General features: G+C 67.4%; 17 protein-coding genes. 12 read left to right on the plus strand and 5 right to left on the minus strand.

Features of this window, described 5'->3' with window-relative positions:
* Positions 1-46 precede the first annotated feature (46 nt).
* Both AC07XP_RS03960 and AC07XP_RS03965 read right to left on the minus strand, forming a co-directional pair.
* The gene (locus AC07XP_RS03960; protein WP_307693863.1) at positions 47-940 is read right to left on the minus strand and encodes a response regulator transcription factor; all 894 of its coding nucleotides are present in this window, start codon (positions 938-940) and stop codon (positions 47-49) included.
* Positions 912-4,307 (minus strand): hybrid sensor histidine kinase/response regulator, encoded by a 3,396-nt coding sequence (locus tag AC07XP_RS03965; RefSeq protein ID WP_492743868.1) that lies wholly within the window; start codon positions 4,305-4,307, stop codon positions 912-914. The genes AC07XP_RS03960 and AC07XP_RS03965 overlap by 29 nt, the downstream gene beginning before the upstream one ends.
* A gap of 244 nt (positions 4,308-4,551) precedes the next feature.
* On the opposite strand from AC07XP_RS03965, the gene urtA reads away from it, so the two are divergent.
* From urtA to AC07XP_RS04005, 8 genes are all read left to right on the plus strand, one after another.
* Positions 4,552-5,820 carry an urea ABC transporter substrate-binding protein gene (gene urtA, locus AC07XP_RS03970; protein WP_062478305.1) on the plus strand — a complete coding sequence of 423 codons (1,269 nt, stop codon included), beginning with the start codon at positions 4,552-4,554 and terminating at the stop codon, positions 5,818-5,820.
* 77 nt (positions 5,821-5,897) lie between these two features.
* Positions 5,898-6,812 carry an urea ABC transporter permease subunit UrtB gene (gene urtB / locus AC07XP_RS03975; protein ID WP_354343384.1) on the plus strand — a complete coding sequence of 305 codons (915 nt, stop codon included), beginning with the start codon at positions 5,898-5,900 and terminating at the stop codon, positions 6,810-6,812.
* Between the two features lie 28 nt (positions 6,813-6,840).
* Entirely contained in the window at positions 6,841-8,037 is a 1,197-nt protein-coding gene (gene urtC / locus AC07XP_RS03980) for an urea ABC transporter permease subunit UrtC (protein WP_495263869.1), read from the plus strand.
* 20 nt (positions 8,038-8,057) lie between these two features.
* The gene (urtD, locus tag AC07XP_RS03985) at positions 8,058-8,801 is read left to right on the plus strand and encodes an urea ABC transporter ATP-binding protein UrtD (protein ID WP_062478314.1); all 744 of its coding nucleotides are present in this window, start codon (positions 8,058-8,060) and stop codon (positions 8,799-8,801) included.
* Positions 8,802-8,816: 15 nt separating this feature from the next.
* On the plus strand, positions 8,817-9,506 hold the full coding sequence (gene urtE / locus AC07XP_RS03990; protein WP_062478384.1) for an urea ABC transporter ATP-binding subunit UrtE: 690 nt from the start codon (positions 8,817-8,819) through the stop codon (positions 9,504-9,506).
* A gap of 24 nt (positions 9,507-9,530) precedes the next feature.
* Positions 9,531-10,763, plus strand: a complete 1,233-nt coding sequence (fmdA, locus tag AC07XP_RS03995; RefSeq protein WP_013541972.1) for a formamidase — start codon at positions 9,531-9,533, stop codon at positions 10,761-10,763.
* 4 nt (positions 10,764-10,767) lie between these two features.
* Positions 10,768-11,112 carry a zinc ribbon domain-containing protein gene (locus tag AC07XP_RS04000; RefSeq protein WP_492685449.1) on the plus strand — a complete coding sequence of 115 codons (345 nt, stop codon included), beginning with the start codon at positions 10,768-10,770 and terminating at the stop codon, positions 11,110-11,112.
* Positions 11,113-11,343: 231 nt separating this feature from the next.
* Entirely contained in the window at positions 11,344-11,694 is a 351-nt protein-coding gene (locus AC07XP_RS04005; protein ID WP_056582144.1) for a hypothetical protein, read from the plus strand.
* 91 nt (positions 11,695-11,785) lie between these two features.
* On the opposite strand, the gene AC07XP_RS04010 is transcribed toward AC07XP_RS04005, so the two are convergent.
* Together AC07XP_RS04010 and AC07XP_RS04015 are read right to left on the minus strand one after the other, a co-directional pair.
* The gene (locus AC07XP_RS04010) at positions 11,786-12,139 is read right to left on the minus strand and encodes a VOC family protein (protein WP_070060357.1); all 354 of its coding nucleotides are present in this window, start codon (positions 12,137-12,139) and stop codon (positions 11,786-11,788) included.
* On the minus strand, positions 12,136-12,444 hold the full coding sequence (locus AC07XP_RS04015; RefSeq protein WP_495263870.1) for a hypothetical protein: 309 nt from the start codon (positions 12,442-12,444) through the stop codon (positions 12,136-12,138). Before AC07XP_RS04015 ends, AC07XP_RS04010 begins: the two co-directional genes overlap by 4 nt.
* 375 nt (positions 12,445-12,819) lie before the next feature.
* Here AC07XP_RS04015 and AC07XP_RS04020 point away from each other — a divergent pair, with 375 nt between their 5' ends.
* On the plus strand, positions 12,820-13,749 hold the full coding sequence (locus AC07XP_RS04020) for a MurR/RpiR family transcriptional regulator (RefSeq protein ID WP_223301301.1): 930 nt from the start codon (positions 12,820-12,822) through the stop codon (positions 13,747-13,749).
* On the opposite strand, the gene AC07XP_RS04025 is transcribed toward AC07XP_RS04020, so the two are convergent.
* Positions 13,686-14,561: an HAD-IIA family hydrolase gene (locus AC07XP_RS04025; RefSeq protein WP_495263871.1), complete on the minus strand. Its 876-nt coding sequence runs from the start codon at positions 14,559-14,561 to the stop codon at positions 13,686-13,688. The genes AC07XP_RS04020 and AC07XP_RS04025 overlap by 64 nt on opposite strands.
* Positions 14,562-14,749: 188 nt before the next feature.
* Between AC07XP_RS04025 and AC07XP_RS04030 the strand changes: the two genes are divergently transcribed.
* Genes AC07XP_RS04030 through phnE form a run of 3 tightly spaced genes read left to right on the plus strand, consistent with a single transcriptional unit; the run spans position 14,750 to position 17,489 of the window.
* Positions 14,750-15,685: a phosphate/phosphite/phosphonate ABC transporter substrate-binding protein gene (locus AC07XP_RS04030; RefSeq protein ID WP_495263872.1), complete on the plus strand. Its 936-nt coding sequence runs from the start codon at positions 14,750-14,752 to the stop codon at positions 15,683-15,685.
* An 8-nt stretch (positions 15,686-15,693) separates the two neighbouring features.
* The gene (gene phnC, locus AC07XP_RS04035; protein WP_139706723.1) at positions 15,694-16,494 is read left to right on the plus strand and encodes a phosphonate ABC transporter ATP-binding protein; all 801 of its coding nucleotides are present in this window, start codon (positions 15,694-15,696) and stop codon (positions 16,492-16,494) included.
* The gene (gene phnE, locus AC07XP_RS04040; protein WP_495263873.1) at positions 16,491-17,489 is read left to right on the plus strand and encodes a phosphonate ABC transporter, permease protein PhnE; all 999 of its coding nucleotides are present in this window, start codon (positions 16,491-16,493) and stop codon (positions 17,487-17,489) included. The genes phnC and phnE overlap by 4 nt, the downstream gene beginning before the upstream one ends.
* Positions 17,490-17,755: the final 266 nt, after the last annotated feature.

Below are 17,755 nucleotides of genomic sequence, written 5' to 3' on the forward strand. Positions count from 1 at the left end.
GGGGGGCGATAGCCCAGTGCCGCGGGGGCGGTTACCCCGTGGGGGTTTACATGCCGCTCGCCAGCGCTGCAGCCGCCGCGCGGGTCTCCACCCCCAGCTTCTCGAAGATGTGCTCCAGGTGCTTGTTCACCGTGCGCGGGCTGGTGCCCAGGATCTCGCCGATGTCGCGGTTGGTCTTGCCCTTGGCGAGCCAGGACAGCACCTCGGTCTCGCGCGGCGTGAGGGCCGCGTCGGCCAGGCGCGCGGCCGGGCCTTCGCGCTGGAGGGCGAACAGCAGCATGGTCTCGCCCAGCGCCGCCGCGCCCAGGTTGCGCACCGACAGGCGCATGCCCGTGGCGGTGCCGATGGCGATCGACGCACCCGGCGCCAGCGCGGGCTCCACCGACGCGGGCAGGCGGCCCGGCGCCACCGGGTCTTCGAGCGCGTGCAGCCACAGCGCGGCCTGCGGCGAGCGCCAGGCGATGCGCCCGCGCGTGTCGACGAACACCACGCCCATGCCCGCCACGTCGACCGCGTCGCGCGCCATGCGCGTGATGCGGGCGTTGCGCGTGTGGGTGTGCAGCCGCGCCAGCACCTCCTGCGCGCGGATCGGCTTCACCACGTAGTCGACGCCGCCGCACTCGAAGCCCTCGACCACGTGCGCGGTTTCCGACAGGCCGGTCATGAACAGCACGGGGATGTGCGCCAGCGCCGCGTTGGCCTTGATGCGCCGGCAGGTCTCGAAGCCCGAGAGGCCGGGCATCAGGCCGTCGAGCAATATCGCGTCGGGCACCACCAGTTCGAGCCGCTGCAGCGCGGCCTCGCCGTCGGCCGCCACCAGCACGGTGTAGCCGCTGGCCTCGAGCGTGTCGCACAGCATGCCCAGGCTGCTGGGGGCGTCGTCCACCACCAGCACGACAGGGCGTTCGGATTCATGACCGGGCGAGGGGAGTGTCTGCATCTTCTGCCAGTGCGTTGCGGAGGTTGTCGAGTTCGAAGCGCGCGACCATGCCGCGCAGCCAGGTGCAGGTGGCGGCCGCGGCGGGCGAGGCCGCGGCCAGCCGGTCGAGCGCGGTGTGCAGGCCGCGCACATGGCCCATCTGCACCAGGCGCATGAGGTCGGCGCGGTCGTCTTCGTTGAGCGCGAGCAGGGGCGGGCGCGGCGGCGCCAGGTCGGGGTCGGCGGGCGGCGGCATTGCGTCGCCGGTCGCCAGCCATTCGAGGCCCAGGTGCCGCTCCAGCGTGGCGATGAGTTCCGACTCGATCACCGGCTTGCCCACGAAGGCCTGGCAGCCCGCGGCGCGCAACCGGTCGGCCTGGTTCTCGAACATGTTCGCCGAGACGATGATGATCGGCAGTTCGGCGAAGCCCGAGGCCCGCACCGAGCGCGCGGTCTGCCAGCCGTCCATGTCGTCCATCGTCAGGTCCAGCAGGATGGCCGAGGGCAGCTCTTCGCGCAGGCTGTCGAGGCACTCGGTGCCGCTGGCGGCCTCGCGCACCGTGAAGCCCAGCGGCGCGAGCATGCCGGCGAGCATCTGGCGCTGCACCGGCTGGTCGTCCACCACCAGCAGCGTGCGGCGCTCGCCCAGGTAGCCCGACACCGGTTCGCGTGAGCCCGCCTGCGGGCCGGGGTCAGCCACCTCACGCAGGTACACGCGCACGCTGAAGGTGCTGCCCGCCGAGGAGGTCGACGCCAGCTTCAGCTCGCCGCCCATGAGCGAGGTGAGCAGCCCGGTGATCGTGAGACCCAGCCCCGTGCCCGGCTCGCCGCGCCGGCGGCCTGCGGCGCCGCGCTCGAAGGGCAAAAAGATGCGCTGGCGGTCTTGCGGCGCCACGCCGATGCCGGTGTCGACCACGTCGAAGCGCAGCACCTCGCGCCGCGCGTCCACATGCAGCGTGACGGTGCCGCTGTCGGTGAAGCGCACGGCGTTGGTCAGCAGGTTGATGAGGATCTGGCGCAGCCACTTCACGTCGGCATGCACCCACGGCGGCAGCCGGCCCGCATGCGTGTAGACGAACGCCAGGCCCTTGGCCTCGGCCTGCGGGCGCACCATCTGCACCACCTGGTCGAGAAAGGCCGGCAGCGCCAGCGGCGAGGGCTCCAGCTGCAGCCGGCCGGCCTCGATGCGCGCCAGGTCGAGCAGCCCGTCGATGAGGCCCAGCATGTGCTCGCCGCTGCGGTGGATGGTCTGCACCGCCTCGCGCGGCGGCAGGGCCGCGTCGCCGCCCTTGAGCAGGATCTGCGAGTAGCCCAGGATGCTGTTGAGCGGCGTGCGCAGTTCGTGCGTCATGCCGGCCACGTAGCGCGTCTTGGCCTGGTTGGCGGCTTCGGCGGCTTCCTTGGCGGTCTGCAGCGCGGCGTCGGTGCGGCGGTGCGCCTCGATTTCGAGCGCGAGCAGGTTGTTGTGGCGGTTCGACTCTTCCTGCGCCATCTGCCGGCTCTCGCTGCCCAGCACCACCCACCACGCGGCCACGGCGGCGACCACCGAGAGCAGCGCGAACACTTTCAAAAAGGCTGTCGCCATCGCCGAATCGATGGTGCCGGCGATGGCCTCCTGCGCGTAGACCACGCCCACCACCGTGGCCAGCAACGCGATGAGCGAGGTGGCGACCAGCAGGTAGTGCGCCACGCGGAAGTTCAGCCGCGCGGACAGCGCGGGCGGCAGCAGCGCCTGCAGCCAGCCACTCATCTGCTCGGCCGCGCGCGAGTCGGTCTTGCAGCGGTCGTGGCAGCGCGATTCGAGCGTGCAGCACAGCGAGCAGATCGGTGCGCTGTAGGCCGGGCAATGCGCCATGTCTTCCGACTCGAAGCTGTTGTCGCACACCGAGCACTTCACGCTCTGGCCCGGCGTCCAGCGGTCGATGTCGGTGCGCGCCAGGTAGTAGCGACCGCGCGTCCGCCACGCCAGCAGGGGTGACACGGCCATGGCCGTGGCCAGCGCGATGAAGGGCGAGAAGGCACGCGCCCATTGGCCCAGCGCGCCGGAGTAGGCCAGCATCGCCAGCGCCGCCGCCACCAGCATCGCGACCAGGCCCACGGGGTTGATGTCGTACAGGTGCGCACGCTTGAACTCGATGGTCTTCGGGCTCCAGCCCAGCGGCTTGTTGATGACGAGGTCGGCCACCAGTGCGCCGACCCAGGCGATGGCGATGTTGCTGTAGAAGCCCAGCACGTGCTCCAGTGCCGCGAACACGCCCAGCGCCATCAGCAAAATCGCGATGGCCACGTTGAACACCAGCCACACCACGCGCCCTGGGTGGCTGTGCGTGAGTCGCGCGAAGAAGTTCGACCACGCGAGCGAGCCCGCATAGGCGTTGGTCAGGTTGATCTTCATCTGCGACACGACCACGAACAGCACCGTGATGCCCAGCACCCACGCCGGGTCGCGCAGCACGTACGAAAAGCCCGTGAGGTACATCTGCGTGGGCTCGATCGCGTGGTTGGCCGGTATCTCGTGCTGCAGCGCCAGGAAGGCCAGGAACGCGCCGCCCATCATCTTGAGCATGCCCGGCACGATCCAGCCCGGCCCGGCGACCAGCACCGCCGTCCACCAGCGCCCGCGGTTGGCGGCGGTCTTCTCGGGCAAGAAGCGCAGGTAGTCGACCTGCTCGCCGATCTGCACCACGAGCGAGAAGGCCACCGTGGCCGCCGCGCCGAACATCAGCGGATCGAAGCCGCTGCTGTCCGAGGTGCGGCCCACGAGGCCGGTGAAGTCGGCGTACAGCTCGGGCTTCTTCACCATCACCGCGATGAAGGGGCAGACGAACAGCACGATCCAGATCGGTTGCGTCCACAGCTGCAGCCCCGAGATCAGCGTGATGCCGCGCGCCACCAGCGGAATGATCACGATCGACGACACCAGGTACAGCAGCCACAGCGGCCAGTCGAGGTACATCTGCAGCGCCAGCGCGAGGATGGCCGCTTCGAGCGCGAAGAAGATGAAGGTGAAGCTCGCGTAGATCAGCGAGGTGAGCGTGGAGCCCAGGTAGCCGAAGCCCGCGCCGCGCGTGAGCAGGTCCATGTCGACGCCGTGCCGTGCCGCGTAGTACGAGATGGGCAGGCCCGTGAGGAAGGTGATGAGCCCCACCACCAGGATCGCCCACAGCGCGTTCGAGAAGCCGTAGCTCAGCGCGATGGCGCCGCCGATGGCCTCCAGCGCCAGGAACGAGGTGGCGCCGAAGGCCGCGTTGGCCACGCGGAACTCCGACCACTTGCGAAAGCTGCGCGGCGTGTAGCGCAGCGCGTAGTCCTCCAGCGTTTCGTTCGCGACCCAGGCGTTGTAGTCGCGGCGGATGCGAAAGATCTTCTGTCCGGAGACGGATGTCATGGCGGGTTCTCGCGGCGGCGGCAACGGTGGCATGCGGCAGGTACAGCAAGAAGCGCTCCCTGCTGTCCCGTGCCTTGTCTGCTCGCGAGTCTGCGGCCCGGGCAGGGGCGCATCGCTACGTTGAATGACGTATTCGCGCAGAGGCAAGTGATTTCTAAAGTACCAGCCATGGTGCTCGCAGCACCGTCCGATGCACTGCGATGGTGCGCGGCTCACTCTTCTTTCAACCTGCCTGGAGTTCCTGATGTCGCGTGATTCCGATCCTTCTTCCCTCGATGCCATGGCACTGCGCCGCCGACGCCTGCTGCAGGGCGCCGCCGCGCTGCCCGTGATGGGCCTGAGCGGCCTGAGCTTCGGCCAGGGTCAGTTCCCCACGGCCAAGGTCAACACCACCAAGCTCGCGGTGACCGACACCGAAGTCACGGTGGGCCAGCTGCATTCGTCCACCGGCACCATGGCCATCTCGGAGACCGGCTCCATCCAGGCCGAGCAACTGGCCATCGACCAGATCAACGCCATGGGCGGCATCCTGGGCCGCAAGATCAAGGTCATCAAGGAAGACGGCGCCTCCGACTGGCCCACCTTCGCCGAGAAGTCGAAGAAGCTGCTGGTCAACGACAAGGTCGCGGCCGTCTTCGGCTGCTGGACCAGCGCCTCGCGCAAGGCCGTGCTGCCGGTGTTCGAGAAGGAGAACGGCCTTCTGTACTACCCGACCTTCTACGAAGGCCTGGAGCAGAGCAAGAACGTGATCTACACGGGGCAGGAGGCCACGCAGCAGATCATCTGGGGCCTCGACTGGGGCGCGAAGGAGAAGAAGGCCAAGACCTTCTTCCTCGTCGGCTCCGACTACATCTGGCCGCGCACCTCGATGAAGATCGCGCGCAAGCACATCGAGAACTTCCAGAAGGGTTCGGTCAAGGGCGAGGAGTACTACCCGCTGGGCCACACCAACTTCAACTCGCTGATCAACAAGATCAAGGTGGCCAAGCCCGACTGCATCTTCGCGGCGGTGGTGGGCGGCTCGAACGTGGCCTTCTACAAGCAGCTCAAGGCCGCCGGCATCACGGGCGACAAGCAGTTCCTGCTGACGCTGGCCGTGACCGAGGACGAGATGACCGGCGTGGGCGGCGAGAACTTCGCGGGCTTCTACTCGTCGATGAAGTACTTCCAGACGCTGGACAACGAGAACAACAAGAAGTTCGTGGCCGCCTTCAAGGCCAAGTACGGCAAGGACGCGGTGATCGGCGACGTGACGCAGGCGGGCTACCTCGGCCCGTGGCTGTGGAAGGCCGCGGTGGAGAAGGCGGGCAGCTTCGACATCGACAAGGTGGTGGCGGCGTCGCCGGGCATCGAGCTGAAGACCGCGCCGGAGGGCTACGTGAAGCTCGACGCCAATCACCACCTGTGGAGCAAGGCGCGCATCGGGCAGGGGCAGCTCGACGGCAGCTTCAAGGTCGTTGCGGAGTCGGGCGAGTTGATCAAGCCCGATCCGTTCCCCAAGGGCTACCAGTAAACCGGCCGCGGGCCTTCACCCCAACCCTCTCCCGCATGCGGGAGAGGGCGCAACCCCAACACTCCGGAACTTCCGCCATGACGCTGTCGGACATGATGAACATCGGCCTGATGCAGGGCTTCGCGGGGCTGAGCCTCTTTGCGGTGCTGCTGCTCATGGGCCTCGGGCTCGCGATCATCTTCGGGCAGATGGGCGTGATCAACATGGCACATGGCGAGTTCATGACCATCGGCGCCTACTCGATCTTCCTGGCCGCGCAGGTGACCGAGCGCATGGCGCCCTCGCTCATGCCGTACTACTTTCCGATCGCGATCGGGCTGGCCTTCGTGTTCGCCTTCATCGCCGGCTGGCTCGTGGAGTGGGCGCTGATCCGCCACCTGTACAAGCGCCCGCTCGACACGCTGCTCGCCACCTGGGGCGTGAGCCTGGGCCTGCAACAGATCTTTCGCACCTTCATCGGCCCGAAGGAGGTGAGCCCCACGCTGCCCGAGTGGCTCATGGGCTCGTGGACGCCGCACGAGGGTCTCGACATTCCGATCAACGGCCTGTTCGTGCTGGCGCTCACCGCGCTGGTCACGGGCGGCGTGCTCATCGCCTTGCACAAGAGCCGCTGGGGCCTGCGGGTGCGCGCCACCGTGGCCAACCGCACCATGGCCAACGCCACCGGCATCGACACCAAGAAGACCGACCGCCTCACCTTCGCCATCGGCTGCGGCATTGCCGGCGTGGCGGGCGCGGCCTTCACCACCATCGGATCGACCGGTCCGACCTCGGGCTCGCTGTACATCGTCGACGCCTTCCTGGTCGTCACCTTCGGCGGCGCGGCCAGCCTGCTGGGCACCGTGGTCTCGGCCTTCGGCATTGCGCAGACCCAGTCGATCTCGGAGTTCTTCATGACCGGCTCGATGGCCAAGGTGCTGACGCTGTCGCTGATCGTCTTGATCCTGATGATGCGCCCCCAGGGCTTGTTCGCAGTCAAGGTCCGTCGCTGAACCCGATTCCTTCCCGGAGAACCACTCGATGAATTTCCTCAAGGCCTCGATCCGGCGCTACCAGCTCGGCAGCCTCCTGCTGCTGGTGCTGCTGCTCGCGGTGGTGCTGCCGCTGTCGCTCGACATCTTCCGCCTCAACCTCGTGGGCAAGTACCTCACTTACGCCTTCGTGGCCGTGGGCCTCGTCATGGTGTGGGGCTACGGCGGCGTGCTGAGCCTGGGGCAGGGCGTGTTCTTCGGCATCGGCGGCTATGCGATGGCGATGTTCCTCAAGCTCGAAGCTTCCGACCCGATCACGACCAAGATCCAGTCGACGCCCGGCATCCCGGACTTCATGGACTGGAACCAGATCACCGAGCTGCCCGCGCTGTGGCTGCCGTTCAAGAGCCTGCCGCTGAGCCTCGCGCTGGTGGTGCTGGCGCCGATGGCGCTGGCCTGGCTCATCAGCTTCGCGATGTTCAAGCGCCGCGTGGGCGGCGTGTACTTCGCGATCATCACGCAGGCGGTGGCGCTGATCTGCACTGTGCTCATCATCGGCCAGCAGGGCTACACGGGCGGCGTGAACGGCATGACCGACCTGAAGACGCTGCTGGGCTGGGACACGCGCACCGACAGCGCCAAGTACATCCTCTACTACGTCTGCGTGGGCTTGCTGGTGCTGAGCATCCTGCTGTGCCGCTGGGTGCAGACCAGCAAGCTGGGCACGCTGCTGCTGGCCATGCGCGACAAGGAAGACCGCGTGCGCTTCTCGGGCTACGACGTGTCGAACTTCAAGGTCTTCACCTTCTGCCTGGCGGCCGGGCTCTCGGGCATCGGCGGTGCGATGTTCGCGCTGCAGGTGGGCTTCATGTCGCCGAGCTTCGTGGGCATCGTGCCCTCGATCGAGATGGTGATCTTCTGCGCCGTCGGCGGCCGCATGAGCCTGGTAGGCGCGGTGTACGGCGCGCTGCTGGTGAATGCGGGCAAGACGCTGTTCTCCGAAAGCTTTCCCGACCTGTGGCTCTTTTTGATGGCCGCGCTCTTCATCGGCGTGACCATGGCCTTCCCGATGGGCCTGGCGGGCCTGTGGGAAGACACGATCAAGCCGTGGTGGGCCTCGCGCCGCCAGGCCCTGCGCGACGCCGCGACGAAGCCACCGCCCGCCGCCGTGTCGGCCCCTTCACCCGTCGCCGCGCCGCAGGCCGAGCCCGTGTTGCCCGAAGGCATCGGCCGCCAGCGCGCTTGACCGAACCCGGAGCCCACCCCATGAGCAACACCGACTTCGCCCTCGCCGTGGAAGACCTCAGCGTCTCCTTCGACGGCTTCAAGGCCATCGACGACCTGACGCTGTACATCGACAAGAACGAGCTGCGCGTGATCATCGGCCCCAACGGCGCCGGCAAGACCACGCTGCTCGATTTGATCTGCGGCAAGACGCGCGCCAGCGCCGGCAGCATCAAGTTCAAGAACACCGAGCTCACGAAGATGGCCGAGCACAAGCGCGTGCGGCTGGGCATCGGCCGCAAGTTCCAGACGCCGTCGATCTACGAAAACCTCAGCGTGTTCCAGAACCTGGAGGTGTCCTTCCCGAAGGGCCGCTCGGTGTTCGGCGCGCTGGCCTTCCAGTGCGACGACGAGGTCAAGGGTAAGGTGCAGGCCATCGCCACGGAGATCGGCCTGGCCGACAAACTCGGCACAGAAGCCGGCCTCCTGAGCCACGGCCAGAAGCAGTGGCTGGAGATCGGCATGCTGCTGATGCAGGAGCCCGAGCTCCTGATGCTCGACGAGCCTATTGCGGGCATGAGCGCGCGCGAACGCGAGCTCACGGCCGACCTGCTCCAGCGCATCTGCCGCAACCGCGCGGTGATCGTCATCGAGCACGACATGGCCTTCGTCAAGCAGATCGCGCACAAGGTCACCGTGATGCACCAGGGGAAGATCCTCGCCGAAGGGCCGATGGAGAAGGTGCAGGCCGACCCGAAGGTCATCGACGTCTACCTGGGGCACTGAACCATGAGCACCATCATGCTGAAGGTCGACGACCTGCACACCGCCTACGGCCAGAGCGAGGCGCTGCACGGCATCTCGTTCGTGGGCCATGCCAACGAAACCATTGCCATCATGGGCCGCAACGGCATGGGCAAGACCACGCTGTTCAAGAGCCTCATGGGCGTGCTGCCGATCAAGAGCGGGCGCATCGAAGTGGCGGGGCAGGACGTGTCGCGCGACGAGAGCTTTCGCCGCGTGGCCAAGGGCATTGCGTACGTGCCGCAGGGCCGCATGATCTTCCCGACGCTGACGGTGGAAGAGAACATCCAGACCGGCCTGGAGAACTCGAAGACCCGGCGCATCCCCGAAGAGATCTACGCGCTGTTCCCCGTGCTGTGGGACATGAAAAGCCGCAAGGGCGGCAACCTCTCCGGCGGCCAGCAGCAGCAGCTCGCCATTGCGCGCGCGCTCGTCACCGACCCCAAGGTGCTGCTGCTCGACGAGCCCACCGAGGGCATCCAGCCTTCGATCATCAAGGACATCGCCAAGGCGCTCAACGAGATCCGCAAGCTGCGCGGCATCACCATCGTCGTGTCCGAACAGGTGCTGAGCTTCGCGATGGACGTGGCCGACCGGCTGTTCGTGATCGAAGGCGGCCGGCTCGTGCACGAGACCGCGCGCGACAAGACCGATGTGGAACACATCAAAGCCTATCTCTCTGTCTAACCACAACCCCAGGAGCCACTGCACATGACGGACACGCTGATCAAGGTCGACCTGACCCAATCGCCCACGGAGAACGAGAACATCCACAACCGCTGGCACCCGGACATTCCGATGGCCTGCTGGGTCAACCCGGGTGACGACTTCATCCTCGAGACCTTCGACTGGACCGGCGGCTTCATCAAGAACAACGACAGCGCCGACGATGTGCGCGACATCGACCTGAGCACGGTGCACTACTTGTCGGGCCCCGTGGGCGTGAAGGGCGCTGAGCCCGGCGACCTGCTGGTGGTCGACCTGCTCGACATCGGCGCCAAGCAGGACAGCCTGTGGGGCTTCAACGGCTTCTTTTCGAAGAAGAACGGCGGCGGCTTTCTCACCGATCACTTTCCCGAAGCGCAGAAATCGATCTGGGACTTCAAGGGCATGTTCACGAGTTCGCGCCACATTCCGGGCGTGAACTTCGCGGGCCTGATCCACCCCGGCCTCATCGGTTGCCTGCCCGACAAGCCCATGCTCGACATGTGGAACGAGCGCGAAGGCAAGCTCATCGCCACCGACCCGGACCGCGTGCCAGGTCTGGCGAACCCGCCGTTCGCCGGCACCGCCCACATGGGCAAGATGACCGGTGAGGCGAGGGCGAAGGCCGCTGCCGAGGGCGCGCGCACCGTGCCGCCACGCGAACACGGCGGCAACTGCGACATCAAGGACCTGTCGCGCGGCTCGAAGGTGTTCTTCCCCGTGTACGTCGACGGCGCGGGCCTGAGCGTGGGCGACCTGCACTTCAGCCAGGGCGACGGCGAGATCACCTTCTGCGGCGCCATCGAAATGGCCGGCTGGGTGCACATGAAGGTCACGCTCATCAAGGGCGGCATGGCCAAGTACGGCATCAAGAACCCGATCTTCAAGCCCAGCCCCATCACGCCGCAGTACAACGACTACCTGATCTTCGAAGGCATCTCGGTCGACGAGAGCGGCAAGCAGCACTACCTCGACGTCAACGTGGCCTACCGCCAGGCCTGCCTCAATGCCATCGAGTACCTGAAGAAGTTCGGCTACTCGGGCGCGCAGGCCTATTCGATTCTGGGCACGGCACCTGTGCAGGGCCACATCAGCGGCGTGGTCGACGTGCCGAATTCGTGCGCCACGCTGTGGCTGCCCACGGGCATCTTCGACTTCGACATCAACCCGAATGCCTCGGGCCCGGTGAAGTTCATCGACGGCAGCATCGACATGCCGCTGTCGCACGACCTGCGCTGAAGCCATGCCGACCTACGACTACGCCTGCGGGCAGTGCGGCGGCTTCGAATCGCTGCGGCCTTCGGGCCAGCGCGACGAGCCCGCTGCCTGCCCCGACTGCGGCAGCGCCTCGCCGCGCGTGTTCACGGCCGCGCCGCGCCTGGCACTGATGGCCGCCGACACGCGCCATGCGATGGCCACCAACGAACGCGCGCGGCATGAGCCTTCGAGCTCACGCGACTATGCGCGGCTGCGGCATCCCTCGGGCTGCGGTTGCTGCTCGGGATCGTCGCGGCGCAGTGCCACGCAGACCGCGCCGAACGGTGCGAAATCGGCCCCGTCGCGGCGGCCCTGGATGATCTCGCACTGAGGGTTCGGCGTGCATCCCTTGCATGCGCTAGACGCATGCAAGGGATGCCGGCAGCGAGAACTTTCTCGTGCGTGCCCTCTGGAGGAGAGGGTTCCGGCCGCCGCATCGCATGCGCGGGCGGCGCGCGATTGTTTCAATCCCGTGAACGCCGCGATTCCTTTTGCTGCCGTTTTTTGGGGCGCTTCAGGTTCAAACTTCATCCCATCGACACACCACCTGAAGGAGATTGAAATGAATGCCTCGAAGACCCTCGCCGCCGTTGCGCTCTCGCTCCTGGCTGTTGCCGGTGCCCACGCCGAAACCTATGACGGCGTGCACACCGTGAACTCGACCCTCTCGCGTTCGGAAGTCGCGTCGCAAGCCGTGGCCGCCGCCCGTGCCGGCAACGAGTACAGCGACGGCGCCACCGCCGGCGCACAGACCTTCACCTCGACCGCCGACCGCTCGACGATCCGCGCTGAAGCCGTCGCCAAGGCCCACGACCCGCTGGCCAGCCTCGACCGGCGCGCGTTCTACCGCGACGAAGTGCCGGCTGCGTACAAGAAGCCCAGCGTGTCGTTCACGCGCCAGGCTGGCCTGTAAGCCAGGTCGCTGCGGCAAGCCGGTGCCTGCATCGGCTGCTTGAAGAACGAACGGGCCCTTGGGGCCCGTTTTTTCGTTGGGACGTCGCGCGTCAGGCTGCGTGCGCAAGGACGTTGACGAGCTTCCCGAACGGATCGCGGACATAGAAACGGCGCACACCCCAGGGTTCGTCGACCGGGCCGTATTCGATGGCAAAGCCGGCAGCCCGCATGCGCGCAAGCGCGGTGTCGACATCGTCGACTTCGATGGAAAGGTCAGGCACCGGCGTGCCCGAACCGCCTTCAGACGCAAAGCTGACCTGCACGCTCATCTCGGCCTGCGAACCGTAGGTGCGTATCCAGCCGTGGTCCATCAGCAGATCGAGGCCGAGCACGTCGGCGTAGAAGACCTGTGCGCGCGCCACATCCTGCGTCGCGAAGTTGGCGACCAGTCGTTTGACTTTCATTGTTTGGAACTCTCTTCGGCGGTTTCGGGTGCGATGCGGAAAGCCTTGGGCTTGCCGCCGGATTCGGCATGGAGCAGGTCACCTTCGATGCGGACGCGGGTCCACGTGTCGATGATGCCGTCGGCGCCGATCAGCTCGATGCTGTCGCCAGACAGTACCCGGTAGCGAAACGACGGCGCGCACTGCGGGCCATCGTGCGTGCCCAGCACCGCGCGAAGGAATCCGTTCGATGCGAACCAGTAGATTTCGACCTGGGTGTCGGAGATGAGTTGCAGCCGGCGGTCGATGGGGAGGGCGGTGGTCATGAGAGTTGTCTGGCTCACGCGGGCGCATGGGTGTCTGGCCATTCGCTTTCTTTCAGAAGGAATTGAAGTGGCTTCATCACGCAGGTCAGTTCTTTGAAGTCAGTGTCCGGTTTTCCAGTTTCGCCGCCGCGTCTTTCAGTGCCGTCATGACACGGAAACCGGGATACGTCTCTTGTCGCGGAAAGGCCTGTCGGTAGTAGGCCTCCCAGTAGCTCGTCACGCGGCGCTCGGTTGTCTTGAGCGATGAGGGTTCGGGGGGTGTCACCACAAGGCAGCCAATTCCGAATGAGGAACGGCCGAATATAGAAGACCCAGCATGTGCCTGGCCAGCCGCGTGCGTGAAACCGCCATCGAGGGCGGGTAAGCTCGCGGCCCATGAAGCGCAACAGCACTCCCCGCACGTCCAAGTCCACCGGCGGCAAGGCTGCCGCGGCGCCCGCCGCCGAGGCATCCGACGTTCCGGTGTCGGCCGTGCTGGCGCGCATCGAAACCCTCTGGTCCTCGCTCGGCCCCGTGGGCCAGCGCATCGCCGACTTCATCGTGAAGAACCCCCGCGAGGTGGTCCACATGTCGGTCAGCGAGGTGGCCGAGCGCACCGGCTCGAGCGAGGGCAGCATCGTCGGCCTGTGCAAGAACCTGGGCGCCACGGGCTTCCAGCAGATCAAGATTGCGCTGGCGCAGGAGATCGTGCGGCCGGTGCAGTTCATCCACGAAGACCTCGACCCGCAGGACAAGGCCGATGCGGTCATCCGCAAGATCTTCCAGAGCAACGTGCAGACGCTGCACGACACGCAGTCGATGCTCGACGCGAAGGCGATGGAGCGCGCGGTGCAGCTGTTTCGCAAGGCCGAGCGCATCGAGATCTACGGCATCGGCAGTTCGGCCACCATTGCCGAGGACGCGCACTACCGCATGCTGCGCATCGGCCTCAATGCCAAGGTGGTGGTCGATTCGCACGTGCAGGCCATCAGCGCCTCGCTCACGAATGCGAAGACGGCGGTGCTGACGATTTCGCATTCGGGCAGCACGCACGAGACTGTGACGGCCACGCGCCTGGCCAAGGAGGCCGGCGCTGCCACGGTGTGCATCACCAACTTCGGCAAGTCGCCGATCCAGGCCTTTGCCGACGTGCTGCTGTTCACCATGGCGCGCGAAACCAACTTCCGCACCGAGGCGATGACGAGCCGGCTCGCGCAGCTGGCGATCATCGACGTGCTGATCGCCTGCCTGGCGCTGTCGGATTACGACACCTCGGTGCGCACGCTGCGCCAGACTTTCGACGTGCTTTCGCTCAAGCGGTACTGAGGCGCGGGTTCCACTGCTTCTGAGACGGGCGGCACGAGCAGTCCGGCGACCGTGGGCGCCACCGCCCCCGGCGATTCACCCACCAGCACGCAGGCCAGGCCGAGCCGCATGGCGCCTTCGCCGTCGGTCAGCGGGTTGTCGCCGACCACCACCGTGCGCCCGGCGCTCGCGCCAAGGCGGCGCAGGCCTTCCTCGAACAGCAGCGGCGCGGGCTTGCCGACCACGCACCACGGCTGCACGCCGCTGGCCGCGACCACGGCCGCGAGCAGCGCGCCGGTCTCGGGCACCACGCGGCCGTGCGGGCCCGGGTGCGTGGCGTCGGCGTTGGTCACCATCAGCTTCGCGCCGCGCCGCAATGCGTTCGCGATGACCGACAGGCGCGTGTGGCTGAAGTGCATGTCGAGCGCCAGCAGCACGACGTCGGCCTCGGCCTCTGCTGACACCAACCGGCAGCCCTGCGCGCGCGCATAGCGCTGCAGGGCAGGGCTGGCGGCCAGCAGCACGCGCGCCTGCGGATGCTGCTGCGCCAGCTGGCGCACCGCGAGTTCGCCGGCCAGCACGATGCGCTCGGGCGGCACGCGCAGGCCCAGCGTGCGCAGCCGCACCGACAGGCCCTGCGCCGTGTGCGTGGAGTTGTTGGACACGATGGCGTAGCGGTCGTGAAAGTGCGCCAGCAGGCGGGCCGCGCCGTCGATGGCTTCCTGCTGGCGCACCAGCGTGCCGTCGAGGTCGACCAGCAGGTGGCGGGCCTGCGCCAGCGCCTGGATGCCGCTGCCGTTCGTGGTCCCTGTTGTCGTGTGATGCGTGCTCATGGATCTCCGGGAGTGGGGCCGTCTTGAGGGGCTCGGCCGTGGCGGCGGATTCTATTGAATATTGCTCAGTGATATTTGAATTTTGAAATGAGCTTATTTCATTTCCCTGTCATCTGCGGCTCCTAAAGTTCTCTTCATCGGGGCGTTGCAACCGCACGCCCACCGCTTTCCAAACGAAGGAACCGACCATGAAAAAGCTCCTGGCCCTTGCGGCCGCCGCCCTCTCGCTGACTATCGCGCTGCCGCTGGCGGCGCAAGCCCAATCGGTGGCCGACGGCTCGCGCGAGCGGCCGCTGCGCGTGCTGCTGATCCCGGCCGATGGCGGCACCGAGTCGGGCACCAAGGCCGACTACGCGCCGGTGTTCAACGCCATCACGCGCAGCACCGGCCTGAACTTCGACCTCAAGGTCGGCCAGTCGTACGGCGCGGTGGTGGAGGGCATGTGCAACCAGCTCGCCGACATCGCCTTCTTCGGCCCCGTGTCGTACGTGCAAGCGAACAAGCGCGGCTGCGCGCAGCTTTTGGCCGTGGGCGTGGAGAAGGGCGCCTCGGTCTACTACGCGGGCATGTTCGCCAAGGCCAATGCGCCCATCGCCTCGGTCAAGGACCTCAAGGGCAAGCGCGTGGCCTTCGGCGACGTCAACTCGGCCTCGAGCTTCACCTTCCAGGTCGCGATGCTGCTGGACGCCGGCATGGACCCGGCCAAGGACCTCGGCGCCATCCGCATGACCGGCAGCCACGCCAGCAGCCTGGCCGCGCTGGTGCAGGACCAGGTCGACGTGGCCTCGCTCTCGTTCGATTCGTACGAGAAGGCCGTGAAGCAGGGCGTGGTCGACCCGAAGACGGTGAAGGTGGTGGCGCGCAGCATGGCCATTCCGTACCCGCCGCTGGCGCTCAACTCGAAGCTGCCCGAGCCGCTGAAGGCGAAGCTCAAGGACGCCTTCCAGACCGTGAACAAGGCCCCCGGCGTCACGCCCGACATGATCCGCGGCTACGGCGGCGGCAAGATCGACGGTTACGACACCAAGTTCTCCGAAGCCAAGTTCAACGTCGCCGCCGAAAAGCTCGGCCTGCTGACCGACGAGCTCAAGGGCCGCATCCTCGCCAAGTCCGCCGAGCGTTGAGCGTCGCCATGCTGAATTTCGAATCGGTCGCCATGCACTACGCCGACGGCACGCGCGCGCTCGACGGCGTGTCGCTGCAGGTGCCGGCGGGGCAGTTCTGCGTGGTGCTGGGCGCCTCGGGCGCGGGCAAGTCGACGCTGCTGCGCATGGCCAACGGGCTGGTCAAGCCCACGCAGGGCGCGGTGCAGGTCGAGGGCGTGCAGATCGCCGCCCACTCGCTGGCCCGCATCCGCCCGCGCATCGGCATGATCCACCAGCAGTTCAACCTGGTGCTGCGTTCCACGGTGGCCGACAACGTGCTGGCCGGCGCGCTGCCCGCGGTGCCGACCTGGCGCGCGCTGCTCGGCCTGTTCACCGACGCGCAGCGTGCCAAGGCCTGCGCGCTGATCGAATCGGTCGGCCTGCAGGAGCAGCACCTGCTGCGCCGCGTGAGCGAGCTCTCGGGCGGCCAGCAGCAGCGCGTGGGCATCGCGCGTGCCTTCATGCTGGAGCCGCCGCTGGTGCTGGCCGACGAGCCGGTGGCCAGCCTCGACCCGCAGACCAGCCACGACGTGCTGTCGCTGCTGCGCACGCAGGCCCGCGAGCGCGGCACCACGGTGCTGTGCAGCCTGCACCAGATCGAGCTGGCCTGCGAGTTCGCCGACCGCATCGTGGCGCTGCGCCACGGCGCGGTGGTGTTCGACGGCGCACCCGCGGCCTTCGACCCGAAGGTGTTCGACGCGGTCTACGGGCGCACGCCGGCGCCCGCGCGGCCCGCGCCCGAAGCGCCGCTGCCGCTGCATGCCGGCGCGCTGGAGCTGGTGCCATGAGCCGCCCCGCATCCGCCTGGGACCTGCCGCGCCCCTTCGGCGCCCGCAGCCTCGCCGTGCTGCTGCTCGTGGTGGTGGTCGGCTTCTTCGCCGGCCAGCGCGTGGAGATGGGCCGCATGCTGTCGCTCACGGGCGAGGGCGTGCTCGCGGCCGTCGGCCTGCGCGAGCAGTCGCAGGTGCTGTCGGGCCTGGGCACCATCGCCAGGTCGCTCTTTCCGCCGCAGGTGTCGGAGCGCACCGAGGTGTCGCGCATCGAGGGCTTCGACCGCGAGCGGCTGCCGTGGTTCTCGCATGTCGAAACCGAGGAGTCGCGCCAGCCCAAGCTCAACCCGCAGACGCTGCAGATGGAAGAGGTGGTCGACCGGCGCGAGGTGCTGGTCGAGCCCTTCGGCTACCTCTGGCACGTGGCGGTGAAGATGCTGGAGACCTTCGAGATCGCCATCTGGGCGACGCTGCTGGCCATCGTGCTGAGCGCACCGCTGGCCTGGTGCAGCGCGAAGAACTACACGCCGAACCGCGCCGTCTACACGCTGGCGCGCGGCGTGGTCGGCATGTTCCGCGCGGTGCCCGAACTGGTGAGTGCGCTGTTCCTGGTGCTGGCCTACGGCTTCGGTCCCATCGCCGGCGTGCTCGCATTGGCGCTGCATTCGGCGGGCTTCCTCGGCAAGTTCTACGCCGAAGACATCGAGACCGCCGACGACAAGCCGCAGGAGGCGCTGCGTGCCATCGGCGCGAACAAGTTGAAGGTGATGCGCTTCGCGGTGCTGCCGCAGGTGATGCCGCAGTTCATCGCCTACACGCTGTACATCCTCGACCGCAACGTGCGCATGGCCACCGTGGTCGGGCTGGTGGGCGCGGGCGGCATCGGCCAGGAGCTGAAGGGCCGCTACGACATGTACAACTACGCCCACGTCGGAACGATCCTGATCGCGATCTTCCTCACGGTGCTCGTGCTCGACAGGGTCGCAGCCCGCCTGCGCAGCCGCTATGCCTGAGCGCTGACACCCACCCCTGCGCCCACTTCGGGCACCCGACTTCATTCCGTTTCTTCCCGTTCCGGTGCAAGCCCTTCGAGGCCTGCACGGCCCGGCTTCGCCCTGCTTTTCTTCCCACGCCCCTTCGATCCAGAAAAGGACACCTTCATGACCTCACGTTCTTCCCGGTATGGCCTCGCTGCGGCGGGCTTTCTCCTGTGCCTGAGCCTTGCCGCGTGCGGCGGCGGAAGCGGCGGTGGCGGCGGCCTGCCGGTGCTGCCGCCCAC

It is taken from the genome of Variovorax sp. GW531-E2 (genome assembly GCF_059423125.1).